13 protein-coding genes are annotated in these 12033 nt (G+C 60.1%); 8 read left to right on the top strand and 5 right to left on the bottom strand.

The genetic code is table 11. The features are described 5' to 3' along the window. The 5 genes from B2W52_RS08110 to B2W52_RS08130 all read right to left on the bottom strand — a co-directional run. Positions 1 to 226: ArnT family glycosyltransferase (locus B2W52_RS08110; RefSeq protein WP_414673491.1), on the bottom strand; the 226-nt coding region annotated here is incomplete at its 3' end. 9 nt (positions 227 to 235) lie between these two features. Beyond that, positions 236 to 904, bottom strand: a complete 669-nt coding sequence (locus B2W52_RS08115; RefSeq protein ID WP_008177101.1) for a TVP38/TMEM64 family protein — start codon at positions 902 to 904, stop codon at positions 236 to 238. Position 905: 1 nt separating this feature from the next. Next, complete coding sequence (locus B2W52_RS08120; protein ID WP_008177102.1) at positions 906 to 1673, bottom strand: glycosyltransferase family 2 protein; 768 nt, start codon at positions 1671 to 1673, stop codon at positions 906 to 908. 93 nt (positions 1674 to 1766) lie between these two features. Continuing rightward, positions 1767 to 3188 carry an ATP-binding protein gene (locus tag B2W52_RS08125; RefSeq protein ID WP_273069108.1) on the bottom strand — a complete coding sequence of 474 codons (1422 nt, stop codon included), beginning with the start codon at positions 3186 to 3188 and terminating at the stop codon, positions 1767 to 1769. Next, on the bottom strand, positions 3179 to 3865 hold the full coding sequence (locus B2W52_RS08130; RefSeq protein WP_008177104.1) for a response regulator: 687 nt from the start codon (positions 3863 to 3865) through the stop codon (positions 3179 to 3181). The genes B2W52_RS08125 and B2W52_RS08130 overlap by 10 nt, the downstream gene beginning before the upstream one ends. 138 nt (positions 3866 to 4003) lie before the next feature. On the opposite strand from B2W52_RS08130, the gene B2W52_RS08135 reads away from it, so the two are divergent. The 8 genes from B2W52_RS08135 to B2W52_RS08170 form a co-directional block, all read left to right on the top strand. After that, positions 4004 to 4714 (top strand): thermostable hemolysin, encoded by a 711-nt coding sequence (locus B2W52_RS08135; protein WP_273069105.1) that lies wholly within the window; start codon positions 4004 to 4006, stop codon positions 4712 to 4714. Further along, complete coding sequence (locus B2W52_RS08140) at positions 4698 to 6884, top strand: AMP-binding protein (protein WP_273069104.1); 2187 nt, start codon at positions 4698 to 4700, stop codon at positions 6882 to 6884. The genes B2W52_RS08135 and B2W52_RS08140 overlap by 17 nt, the downstream gene beginning before the upstream one ends. Continuing rightward, a complete protein-coding gene (locus B2W52_RS08145) occupies positions 6871 to 7653 on the top strand; it encodes an SDR family oxidoreductase (RefSeq protein ID WP_273069102.1) in 783 nt (260 codons plus the stop codon). The genes B2W52_RS08140 and B2W52_RS08145 overlap by 14 nt, the downstream gene beginning before the upstream one ends. Then, positions 7650 to 8270, top strand: coding sequence for a tetratricopeptide repeat protein (locus tag B2W52_RS08150; protein WP_273069099.1), 621 nt, complete (start codon positions 7650 to 7652; stop codon positions 8268 to 8270). The genes B2W52_RS08145 and B2W52_RS08150 overlap by 4 nt, the downstream gene beginning before the upstream one ends. A gap of 165 nt (positions 8271 to 8435) precedes the next feature. Then, a complete protein-coding gene (locus tag B2W52_RS08155; RefSeq protein WP_476738519.1) occupies positions 8436 to 9560 on the top strand; it encodes a GAF domain-containing protein in 1125 nt (374 codons plus the stop codon). Continuing rightward, entirely contained in the window at positions 9487 to 10065 is a 579-nt protein-coding gene (locus B2W52_RS08160) for a GGDEF domain-containing protein (protein WP_286802414.1), read from the top strand. The genes B2W52_RS08155 and B2W52_RS08160 overlap by 74 nt, the downstream gene beginning before the upstream one ends. A gap of 82 nt (positions 10066 to 10147) precedes the next feature. After that, the gene (locus B2W52_RS08165) at positions 10148 to 11014 is read left to right on the top strand and encodes an MBL fold metallo-hydrolase (RefSeq protein ID WP_008177122.1); all 867 of its coding nucleotides are present in this window, start codon (positions 10148 to 10150) and stop codon (positions 11012 to 11014) included. A gap of 8 nt (positions 11015 to 11022) precedes the next feature. After that, positions 11023 to 12033: SulP family inorganic anion transporter (locus B2W52_RS08170; RefSeq protein WP_286802417.1), on the top strand; the 1011-nt coding region annotated here is incomplete at its 3' end.

Below are 12033 nucleotides of genomic sequence, written 5' to 3' on the forward strand. Positions count from 1 at the left end.
CCGGGTAGAACTCACCACCCCGCATGGGGATCAGCCATTGCCCGGAGGCGACCATTTCGCGGGCCACTTCCGCGAACCGCGGTTCGTCGGCAGGCCAGGGGGAACGTAGTCCGATCCCGGTAAAAATCACGACTGCGGCAAAGGCCAGCAGTAACAGCAGGAGTTGATTGCGGGACAGGTTAAACACGGTGTCCGGCAGGTGGCGGACGAAGGGTGATGCAGGCATGGTTCGGTCTCAGAGAGAGTCGGAAACGGAATCGGCCAGCGTCCTGGCCCTCTGGTTGTGATAGAGAAAAGCACCAATCAGCGAGGCGAGAATGAAAAAGCCGATGCTCACGGCAAGCTGATAGGCATTGGCATTGCCGATACCGGCACCGGCCAGGGCAAACACCAGCATCTGGGGCAGATAGCCCAGGGTGCTGCCGAACAGGAACGGTGAGAAACGGATCCCGGAGCAGCCTGCGACAAGGTTGGTCACCAGGTTACTGCCCACCGGCAGCAAACGCACCATGAGAACCTTCAACAGCGTCTGCTCCCGGAACAGGCGATCAAACTGCTGCATGCGATGGCTGAACCGCCGGCTCAATGGCGTTCGCAGCAGCCAGCGGGCGGTCAGGAAACAGCCGGTGGCCCCGATGGCGGCGGCCAGGGTCGACAGCAGTGTCCCGTTGAACCCGCCCAGCGCAAAACCCAGCACGAAGGCGAGCAACTGGCGTGGAGCGCCGAGGCCGGTAAACAATGCGCCGGCGAGGGTAATCACCACCAATCCGCCGACACCATGGCTGTGGAGATAGTTCGCCACTTCATTCTGGTCGGCAATGAAGTCGAGCCAGCCGTTGTGGATGGTCAGATAGCCAACCAGCACCAGGGCGGCGAAGGCCAGCCAGCGGGAACCGTTGATCATGTCAGGAGCGCTCCGCCACCGATCCCTGTGGATCGGCCTGACCGGCACTGCTGATAACAGGAACCCGGGTGCGGTGCAGCAACCAGAGTACACCGAGCAGGTCCAGGATGCCGGCCCAGGTCCGGTTCCAGGCGTTGTATTTGGAAATCCCGGCGATGCGTGGGCGGTGGTTTACCTCCACGATGGCAATGTCACCGCCGATCCCGCGTACCAGCGCCGGGATGAATCGGTGTCCGTGATCGAACCAGGGGAGTTTGAGGAAGGTTTCCCGGGGAAACAGCTTCAGGCCGCAACCGGTATCGGGCACGCCATCATGAAGCAGTGCATCCCGCACGCGATTGGCCAGGCGGGACTGGAAGCGCTTCCACGCAGTGTCCTTGCGATTCTTGCGATAGCCGGCAATACAGAAGTCCGGGTTCCGCATGGTGTTGGCTTTCTGCAGCATGGCGGGAATGTCGGCCGGATCGTTCTGGCCATCGCCATCCATGGTAACAATCAACCTGCTCCGGGCCTGTCGGATACCCGATGCCAGGGCACCGCTCTGGCCGATGCTGCGCTCGTGGCGAATGGTCAACAACCGGCCGCCGAGGGCCCGGGCTGTCCGAACGGCTGTGTCCAGCGTGCTGTCTGTGCTGCCATCATCCACCAGCACCACCTCAAAGCCGTGATAGTCACGCATTACCCCATAGGCCTCGGTCAGCAGGGTAGCGATGTTGGCTTCTTCATCCTTGGCCGGTATAACCAGCGAAAGAGTTCTTTCCTGACCCATGTAAAGACATCCTCGAAAACGGAATATCAACCGGGCCGTCTGTCGGCCCTGTTCAATTGGGCCGGAGTATCCTCCTCAAACCTTAAAACAATCTTAAACCTTCTTGAGACGAGAGGTGGCACGGGCCGGGAGCCAGATGCTGACGCACAGGCCCGAGTTGCCATCCGGCCGGTCGCCCAGGGTGAGCTGGCCACCATGAAGTTCAGCGATGCGCCTGGCGATGGCCAGCCCGAGACCCGCGCCACCACCGAGTCGCTGGTCCAGCCGGACAAAACGGCTCAAAGCCCGCTCACGTGCCTCGGCTGGGATGCCGGGGCCCTGGTCGCACACGGTTATATGGTATCCCTCACCGGCAGGCGTGAGGTGTGTTTCGATGCTTGTGTGTTCGGGGCTGTACTGGATGGCGTTCGCCAGCAGGGAGCGCATGAGCGTGTTGATCAAGGCGCTGTGGCAGGAGACCAGGGCCTGACCGGCATCGTCCTGCAGCACGGGGTCGATGTCCTTTTTCAGGGCCAGCGGTGCCACATCGGCAATGCTCTGTTCCACGATGGCAGACAGGTTGTGGTATTCCGGGGTGAAATCGGCACCAGAGTCGACGCGGTTGAGCAGCAGCATCTGCTCAACCAGGTGCACCATGCGGTCCACGGACTGGATCAGACCGCCGTATTGCTCCGGGTCGTTCTCGTAGACTTTTTCCAAATTCAGGCGCAGGGCCGTAAGCGGTGTCCTCAGTTCGTGGGCGGCATCGGCAGAAAACCGCCTCTCCCGTTCCAGGGCCTGGTTGAGGCGCCGGAGCAGACCATTCACCGCCTGCACCAGACCGGCGACTTCCTTGGGCGCCTGCCGGTCGTCCAGTGGGTGTATATTTTCCGGGGCCATGTTGCGGATTGGGCGCTCAAGCTTTAAAAGCGGCCTGAAACCGAGCTGGATGGCGGCACTGGCGGCAAGTAACAGCAGGGGCAGGGCAATCAACAGGGGCAGAATGTTCCCCAGGGCCAGCTCCTCGCTGAGCTCTTCACGAATATCCTCACGCTGTGCCGTCCGTATCCAGAAACCCGTAGTCGGGTCCTGAAGCGTGAATACGCGCCAGCGAAAGCCGCTGGACTCTGCCCAGGAGTAACCGGGTGTCAGGCCTTCGGTGTCGTCGGCTTTGAGCGTATCCAGCAGCGGTTCGCGTTCCGGGGTCCAGACCTCGAACGCCAGCTTCTTTTCATATTTATGCCCGGTGCCGCCCGGCAAGATTTCGTTATTGTCGGCTTCGAAATCGACTCCTGGCGTGTCGGGCCGGGGCAGTTCCAGGGTTTCGCTCAGGGTTTTTGGCAGTTGCTCGACAGACTGGGTGTCGGCCAGGTGCTGTACCAGTCCCTGGACGATCCGCGTGCTCTGTGCCAGCTCGGCGTCAAACAGCTCCTCGAGCTCGTGGTTGCTTTCGATGTAGCTCCAGGCCGCAGCAACAAGTGCAATCAGCAGAACGGTGGAGGTAACCAGCAGGGTCAGTGTGCGGGTCAGGGACATTCGGTCACCCTGGCGGCAGCCTGGCTGTCGAGCAGATAACCGACACCGCGTAGGGTCCGAATGGTTTCCTTGCCAACCCTGCGACGCAGGTGGTGGATGTGCACCTCCAGGGCGTTGCTTTCCGCGCCGTGGTCCCAGCCGTAAAGCTGTTCTTCCAGCCGTCGTCGTGTGGCTACCTGATCCGGGTGTCGCATCAGGTAGTGAAGAATCTGGAATTCACTGCGGGGCAATGTGGTGGTTTCGCCGCCGCTGGTCAGTTGTCCGTTGTCCGGGTTGAGCACCAGTTGGCCCACCGTCAGACCGTTCTGCGGCACCGAGGAGCCCCGACGTGTGACTGCCCGGATTCTGGCCTTGAGCTCCGCCATGGCGAAGGGTTTGGTGAGGTAGTCATCGGCGCCGGCATCCAGGCCGGTCAGTTTTTCATCCAGACCGGAACGGGCAGTCAGGATGATCACCGGCGTTTGCACGCCCTGTTTCCTGGCTGCCTTCAGGATGTCCAGGCCATCAACGCGGGGCAGAGTCAGGTCCAGTATTGCCAGATCAAAGTGCTCGCTGGTGAGTGCACCCAGGGCCTGCTGGCCGTCGTCGAGCCAGTCCACCGTGTTCTGTCCGTCACGCAACATTCCCAGCATGGTGTTGGCCAGGTGATGGTCGTCTTCTACAAGCAATATCCGCATGGCAGGTCCTGTTACCGGTCTGGTGATCATTCTGGCACAGAAATCTTAAGGCCAGCTTAAGAAAACTTCCGGCTGTTCTTAAGCCCTGGTTAAGGCTGGAGCCCTAGTCTGGTAGGCGTACCTTAAGGGAGGCCTTTTATGACAGACCCGCTGATGATGTCCACATGTTGTCCCCCGGATTCCGAGGAGGTGGTTCCGGTCATCCGTTGTGCCGGTCGCTGGTTTAACGAGATCCGTCCAGACACGGCAATGGCCGAGACGGTTGCGGGTTTTATTCGCCGCCGCTTCCTGCATGCCTATGGCGCAGAGCCTTCTCTGCGCATACCGGCGCTCCTGGCCCTGACCACGGCTCAAGGCAGCCTTCTGGCGGCGGTCGGTGTTCGCAACGCCGCGCTGGAAAAGCTGTTTCTGGAAGATTATCTGTCGGTGCCGGTGGAGTCGGTGATGCCGGTTGCGGGCATCGAGCGACATCGGATCGCGGAGATTGCCCATCTGGCGGGCGTTGAAGCCGGCGTCAGCCGTTTCCTGTTTGCCTCGTTGTCGGTGTGGCTGGATGGGGCCGGTTATGACTGGGTGGTGTGCACCGGCACGGATCAGCTACGCAACAGTTTCCATCGCCTGGGCATTGCCACTCAGGTCCTGGCGACTGCCGATCCCGCCATGTTGCCCGATGGCGGTGCCGGCTGGGGGCGTTATTACGATCATCATCCGGTGGTGATGGCCATTCGTGTCGCCGATGGCATGTCCGCACTGCGGACCGCCGGTTTGCTCAGATTGATTCAGCCGGTTGAGTCCGAACCCCCCGGGGAAGAAGCGATGGCAGGAGGTTCCTATGGCCACATTGCCTGAACTTCTGCAACGCCAGGCGGCCGACCAACCCTCACAAACGGCGCTCCAGGGGCCGGAGTCGGCCTTCACTTACGCTCAGATGATACAGGCGGCCGAGGCTCTCGCCGACCAGTTGACCCGCCTTGGTGTGCGCCGGGCCGGCCTGTGTGGCGACAACTCCGTGGCGTGGATTCTTGCCGATCTGGCCTGTTTGCTTGCCGGGGTGGTGTGTGTCCCCGTGCCGGTGTTTTTTTCACGGACCCAGACGGAACACCTGACTGAACGAGCTGGCCTTGATTGCCTGTTGTCAGGGGGCGCAAGCAATGGCGGTGAGCACATTGGCCATGGTGTCTGGCTAAGGCATTTGCCGGTAACAGCGGCAGCCGCCTGGATGCCGGAGCAGACCGCGAAGATAACCTTTACGTCCGGCAGTACAGGCAACCCGAAGGGCGTCTGCCTGTCGGTGGCCCAGATGAAGGCCACCACGCTGGCCTTGCAGGAGCGTCTTGAGGGCGTCGACCTTGAGCGGCACCTGTGCATCCTGCCACTGGCCACATTGCTGGAGAACATTGCCGGGGTTTATCTGCCATTGCTTATGGGCAGTACGGTAATGGTCGCCCCCTTGCAGGATCTGGGCATGACCGGAAGCAGTGGGCTGGACATCGGCCGGCTGGTGCAGGGCATCAACGAACACCAGCCGCAGTCCCTGATTCTGGTGCCGGAACTGGCTATGGCGCTGGTGTCTGCGGCCGAACAGAAACAGCTGGACAGTAATTCTTTCCGGTTTCTGGCGGTTGGTGGCGGACGGGTTTCGTCCGACCTGCTTGCCAGGGGCCGCGCGGTCGGCCTGCCGCTTTATGAGGGTTATGGGCTTTCCGAGTGCAGCTCCGTGGTTGCATTGAACGTGCCTGGAACCGAACGCGAAGGTGCGGTGGGTAAACCGCTCTCCCATGTTCGGGTACGGGTGGATGACCGCGGACACATTCTGGTGGCCGGGAACACCCACCTGGGTTACCTGGGGGATGAACCGGCAGGGGATGAATGGCTGGATACCGGTGACCTGGGTTCCCGGGATGCCGGGGGTTTCCTGTCGGTGAGCGGTCGCGCGAAGAACCTTCTGATTACCAGCTTTGGTCGCAACATCAGCCCGGAATGGCTGGAGAGTGAACTCATCCAGGCGATAGGTGCCCGCCAGGCGGTGGTGTTTGGTGATGGCGATCCCCGCCCTTCCGCCCTCGTTGTTGTGCAGGATGGCCGCTCACCCGATGCGTTGCGCTCGCAGCTGGACGTTCTGAACAACAATTTGCCGGACTACGCTCGTTTGTCCGGTGTCTATATCCGCCGTCAGCCATTGAGCCAGGCCGAGGGCTACCTGACTGCAAACGGCCGGCCTGTTCGCCAACAGATTCAGGCGGATCTGCCAACGCTGCTGGCCGGCGCATTTCCGATTTTCATGAACCTTTCGATATCCAATTCTGAACTTTCAAACCCGCCAGGAGGATCTTTCATGGCATTTTTCGATCGACTGCAGTCCGAAACTGCACGAGCCCGCGCCCACGTAACCGGTGCGCCTGTTATTGAGGCCATCCGCGAGGGCCGGTTTGACCTCAATGGCTATACCTGGTTTCTCACCCAGGCGTATCACCACGTGAAACACACCGTGCCCCTGATGATGGCCTGCGGTGGCCGCTTGCCCGAGCGTCTGGAATTTGTGCGAAAGGCGTTGGTGGAATACATCGAGGAGGAGTATGGCCACCATGAGTGGATCCTCAACGATCTTGCGGCCTGCGGAGAGGACAAGGAAGCCATTCGTCATGGCAGCCCGGATACCTCTATCGAGCTGATGGTCGCCTACCTCTATGACCGCATTAACCGCGGTAACCCGGCCGCCTTTTTCGGCATGGTTCAGGTGCTTGAGGGAACGTCGATCGAGCTGGCGACGCCGCTCGGTGAAGCCATCCAGAAACAGCTTGGCCTGCCCAAAGAAGCGTTCAGCTACCTCTACTCCCATGGTGCTCTGGACCAGGAGCATTTCGAGTTCTTCCGGAACCTGATGAACGAAATCACCGATCCGGATGACCAGCAGGCCATTATCGAGGCGGCCCGTATGGTCTACCGGCTTTACGGCGACATGCTGCACAGCATTCCCGTGCCCGAGAATCGCAAGGAGCGGCGCCATGAGGCTGCATGATCGGGTGTTCCTGCTTCTGGGTGGCACCGGCGGTATAGGAAAGGCGCTCGTAGAGCCGTTGGTCAGGGCAGGTGCTCGGGTGATTATCGCTTCCCGGCACCCGGAAAAGCTCGAACATCGGGAGGGTGTCTCGCTCGTACATCTGGATCTTGCGGCGCCGGACCTCGACCAGCAGCTGGTTCGGCTCGGCGATGCCTATCCGGATATTGATGGCGTTATCCACTGTGCCGGCCAGAACTGCTTTGCCAGCCTGGGCAATATGACAGTCAATGAACTGGACGCCCAGATTGCCGTCAATCTCCGGTCAGCGATGATTGTCGCCAGGCATTTTGCACCAAGGTTTGAAAAAGCCGAACAGGGAGCGCTGGTGTTCGTGGGGTCCACCTTTGGCAGCATCGGTTTCCCCGGCTACACCGCATACTGCGCCAGCAAGTTTGGTCTGCGCGGTTTCAGCGAAGCCCTGCGCAGGGAACTGGCCGATACCCCGGTTCAGGTGATCTATGTGGCCCCCCGCGCCACTGCCACGGACATGAACCCGGAGGCCGTGAACGAGCTGAACCAGGCACTTGGCAACGCCATGGACGCGCCTGAAGCGGTGGCGGCGCAGATTCTGGCGGCCATGGAAAATGACGATCGCCGGCGTTTTCTGGGCTGGCCCGAGAAGTTGTTCGTGGTCATCAACGGCATCCTGCCCAAAATTGTCGACAAGGCGATGCTGAAGCAACTGCCGGTGATCCGGCGGTTTCTGAATCCGGGAGTGTTGTCATGAAACGTGTTTTATTGATGGTCCTGTGTCTGGCTGCCCAGCCGCTCTGGGCGGCTGCTCTTGAGACCGAGCTGGCCGACATCCAGCATCGCTGGGCCGAGATCCAGTATCAGGTACCGGAGGACGAAAAAGAGAAAGCCTTCGAGGGCCTGGCTGACGAGGCGGAACAGTTTGTTGCCCATTATCCGAACCGGGCAGAGCCGCTGATCTGGCAGGGTATTGTGTTGAGCACCTACGCCGGTGCCAAAGGTGGTCTCGGTGCCCTGGGCCTGGTCAAGGACGCCCGGAGATCCCTGGAAGCGGCCCTGGCAATCGATCCTGAAGCGCTGGATGGCTCGGCTTACACATCCCTTGGCAGCCTTTATTACCAGGTCCCCGGCTGGCCACTGGGCTTCGGTGATGACGACAAGGCCCGTCAGTATTTGCAGAAAGCATTGGCGATCAATCCTGATGGTATGGATGCCAATTTCTTCTTTGGCGATTTTCTGCTGGACCAGGGCGAGCCGGAACGGGCCCGGAGCTATCTGCAGAAAGTCCTCGAAGCACCCGACAGGGCGGGCCGCGACGTCGCTGATGCCGGTCGGCGGGAAGAAGCCAGGAACCGCCTGGGCTCGCTCTGATTCGTCGTCTCCGGAATCGGTTTGCTTCCTGTCAGCGTGGGCTACACTCTTTTATGAGCAGGGTGATTCGTCCGTTGGGAGGACAGGGTGTCCAAGGCGTCAAGGTCCGGCAACGGGCAGCAAACCGGTTTGTCTGCCCGTTTTTTCCAGAAACTGGCCTCAGGGGTGCCTGGCGTCCTTTTCATCTATTGGCTGGATGCAGACCGAGAGTCCCATCGTTGTCCCTTCATCAGTGAACGTGTTCAGGCACTTTTTGGCATAGCCCCGTGGGATCTGAATGACAACGCGGATCCGATTTTTGCGATGATCCACCCCGACGACGTTGAGGCCGTCATGGAGAGTATCCGTGTCTCTGCGGATACCCTGAAAACCTGGTCGTATCGCGCGCGGCTCAGACTGCAGAATGGCGACTACGAGTGGTTCGAGGTGAGCTCCGAGCCGGAGCGGCAACCCGATGGCAGTACCCTCTGGTACGGTCAGTTCCATAACATCCAGCATTACAAAAACCTGGAGCAGAGCCTCCGAGAGAGCGAGGCGGAGTTTTCCTTCCAGGCTGGTTTCCAGAGGCTCATTGCCCGCCTTTCCACCGAATTCATCAATCTGGGCTTTGGCACCATTGATCAGTGCATTGATGAGCTCCTGCGATCCATCGGCCTGTTTTTCAAGGTAGACCGGGCCTACCTGTACTGCTTTACCGACGATTACGCCGTAATGACCAATACCCATGAATGGTGCAGGGACGGTGTCCCTGCCCTGATTGAGACCCAGCAAGAGGTACCGATCGAGGATTTTCACTGGTGGCAGGAACAGATCGAGGGCATGGTCAGTGGCAGCCGCGTGGTGTTCATCGAAGATGTCGATCGACTGCCGCGGGAGGCCGCACCCGAGCGGGCTCTGCTTCAGGAGCAGGGCGTATCTTCCATGTTCTGTGTGCCCATCCGGGTGCGTGGACGGGTCACCGGGTTTTTCGGCGTTAACTCCCTGCGTCGACGAAGCTGGCGTCTGGATCAGGCCGATCTGTTGATCATCGTCTCCGGCCTGTTGTCGGGTGCTCTTGAGCGCAATCGCCTGGAAGAAGAGCTGCTTAACCAGTCCATTCNNGTCGTCCATGTTCTGCGTGCCTATCCGGGTGCGCGGACGGGTGACGGGTTTTTTTGGCGTCGACTCCCTTCGCCGAAGAACCTGGCGTCTGGACCAGGCCGATCTGTTGATTATCGTGTCTGGCCTCTTGTCGGGTGCCCTGGAGCGCAATCGGCTGGAAGAGGAGCTGCTGAACCAGTCCATTCGTGATCCGCTGACCGGTCTGCATAATCGCCGCTACCTGATGCCAAGGCTGGATGAAATGCTGGGCCGGAGTAACCGTCGGGGAACTGGCGCCGCGATCATCGTCTGCGACATCGATCACTTCAAGACGATCAACGACTCCATCGGACACCTCGGGGGCGATTATATCCTCCAGCGCTTTGCTGACATCCTGGTGAGCCAGACCCGCTCCATGGATGTAATTGTGCGCTTCGGGGGGGAAGAGTTCATTGTTGTCTTCAGCGCCGTGGAGCACGGGGATGTGCGACAGCTTGTGCAGCGAATTCTCGAAGCTGTGCATGAGGAAAGGTTTGTGTTCAATGACACGGACATTCCGGTGACCGTCAGTGCGGGTGTGGCGGCGATCGAAGAGTTCGTTGACCAGCCAGCGACTCCCGATGCCTTGATTGCCCGGGCAGATGATCGGCTCTATATGGCCAAGCAGGCAGGGCGGGACTGCCTTGTTGATGCATCAGGAACATTGCGCATATAAAAAAAGATCATTTCACCTCATATTACGAAATAGTATATGCTTATATTAAATTTGATATTCGGATACTCCAGAGGTGACTGCCATGAGCAACCCGATCGTTCAGCATTTTTTTGATGAACCCACCAATACCTTCAGTTATGTGGTGCGCGACCCGGACAGCCAGGCCTGTGCCATTCTCGATTCGGTCCTGGATTTTGATTACGCCGCTGGCACCACCGACGTGCGTTCTGCAGACGAGATTATCGAGTACATCCGCAGCAACGATCTGAAGGTCGAGTGGATTCTGGAGACCCACGTACACGCGGATCACTTGTCGGCCGCGCCTTACCTGCATGAGAAGTTGGGCGGCAAGACCGGCATTGGTGCGCACATCCGAGACGTACAGGAAATATTTGGCAAGGCGTTTAACGCCGGCACCGAATTCCAGCGCGACGGCAGCCAGTTCGATCAGCTGTTCAGAGAGGGCGACACATTCGCCATCGGTGGTCTTGAGGGGCGCGTATTGCATACCCCGGGGCACACCCCTGCCTGCCTGACCTATGTGGTTGGCGATGCCGCCTTCGTGGGTGACACCCTGTTTATGCCGGATTTCGGCACCGCCCGCTGTGATTTCCCGGGTGGCGATGCCCGCACCCTGTACCAGTCTATCCAGAAGGTACTGTCTCTGCCGGCAGAAACCCGTATCTTCCTGTGTCACGACTACAAGGCGCCCGGCCGTGACGAGTATCAGCATATGACCACGGTGGCCGAGCAGCGGGAAGCAAACATCCATGTCCACGAAGGTGTTTCCGAGGAAGAGTTCGTGAAGATGCGGACCGAACGGGACGCGACCCTGGATATGCCACGGCTGATTCTGCCTTCGGTCCAGGTCAACATGCGGGCAGGCCATATGCCTCCGGCTGAAGACAATGGTCAGGTTTACCTGAAAGTACCGGTTAACCTGTTCTGAGATTCCCGATGAATCTTAAACGCTATCTGCCCATTCTGGATTGGGCCCCAAAATATGGCCGGGAACAGGCCACCAGTGATCTGGTGGCCGCGATCATCGTTACCGTCATGCTCATCCCCCAGTCGCTGGCCTATGCCCTGCTGGCAGGCCTGCCCGCCCAGGTGGGGCTGTACGCCAGTATCCTGCCGCTGGTGATCTATGCCGTGTTCGGTACCAGCCGCACCTTGTCCGTAGGACCGGTGGCGGTGGCTTCCCTGATGACCGCGGCCGCGCTGGCGCCGCTGGCGGAAGCGGGTACTCCGGAATACGTTTCCGGAGCGATTCTGCTGGCGGTCATGTCAGGCCTGATGCTGACCCTAATGGGTGTTTTCAGGCTTGGCTTCCTCGCCAATTTCCTCAGTCACCCGGTCATTTCCGGCTTTATTACCGCCTCCGGTATTGTCATTGCGGCCAGCCAGCTCAAGCATATTTTCGGGATTCAGGCCTCCGGCCACAACCTGTTGGCGATTGGCCAGTCCCTGATCCGGTCGATCGGCGATACCAATCCGGCGACCCTGGCCGTTGGCATCGGCGCGCTGCTGTTTCTGGTGCTGGCACGCAAGCGCCTGAAGCCGCTTCTGATGGCTGTGGGGCTGGCGCCGGGAAGGGCGGATATCCTGACCAAAACCGCTCCCATTCTGGCGGTTCTGGCCACCACCCTGGTGGCCTGGCAGTTCCAGCTTGATGCCCGGGGTGTGCGCCTGGTGGGCGATGTTCCCCGGGGATTGCCGGAGCTGGCTTTGCCCAGTCTGGATATGGGGCTTTGGCAGCAACTGGCGGTTAGCGCCCTGCTGATCAGCGTGGTCGGTTTCGTGGAATCGGTATCCGTCGGCCAGACTCTGGCCGCCAAGCGGCGCCAGCGAATCGATCCGGACCAGGAACTGATTGGCCTGGGCACCGCCAACCTGGGTGCCGGCTTTTCCGGCGGGATGCCGGTAACCGGCGGTTTCTCCCGCTCGGTGGTCAACTTTGATGCCGGT

The organism is Marinobacter sp. UBA2498, assembly GCF_002341575.1.
Taxonomy (GTDB): domain Bacteria; phylum Pseudomonadota; class Gammaproteobacteria; order Pseudomonadales; family Oleiphilaceae; genus Marinobacter; species Marinobacter manganoxydans.

Bases quoted from the DNA above. Each gene is read 5' to 3' on its own strand.
- B2W52_RS08115 (WP_008177101.1), bottom strand. From the start codon at position 904: ATGATCAACGGTTCCCGCTGGCTGGCCTTCGCCGCCCTGGTGCTGGTT.
- B2W52_RS08120 (WP_008177102.1), bottom strand. From the start codon at position 1,673: ATGGGTCAGGAAAGAACTCTTTCGCTGGTTATACCGGCCAAGGATGAA.
- B2W52_RS08125 (WP_273069108.1), bottom strand. From the start codon at position 3,188: ATGTCCCTGACCCGCACACTGACCCTGCTGGTTACCTCCACCGTTCTG.
- B2W52_RS08130 (WP_008177104.1), bottom strand. From the start codon at position 3,865: ATGCGGATATTGCTTGTAGAAGACGACCATCACCTGGCCAACACCATG.
- B2W52_RS08135 (WP_273069105.1), top strand. From the start codon at position 4,004: ATGACAGACCCGCTGATGATGTCCACATGTTGTCCCCCGGATTCCGAG.
- B2W52_RS08140 (WP_273069104.1), top strand. From the start codon at position 4,698: ATGGCCACATTGCCTGAACTTCTGCAACGCCAGGCGGCCGACCAACCC.
- B2W52_RS08145 (WP_273069102.1), top strand. From the start codon at position 6,871: ATGAGGCTGCATGATCGGGTGTTCCTGCTTCTGGGTGGCACCGGCGGT.
- B2W52_RS08150 (WP_273069099.1), top strand. From the start codon at position 7,650: ATGAAACGTGTTTTATTGATGGTCCTGTGTCTGGCTGCCCAGCCGCTC.
- B2W52_RS08165 (WP_008177122.1), top strand. From the start codon at position 10,148: ATGAGCAACCCGATCGTTCAGCATTTTTTTGATGAACCCACCAATACC.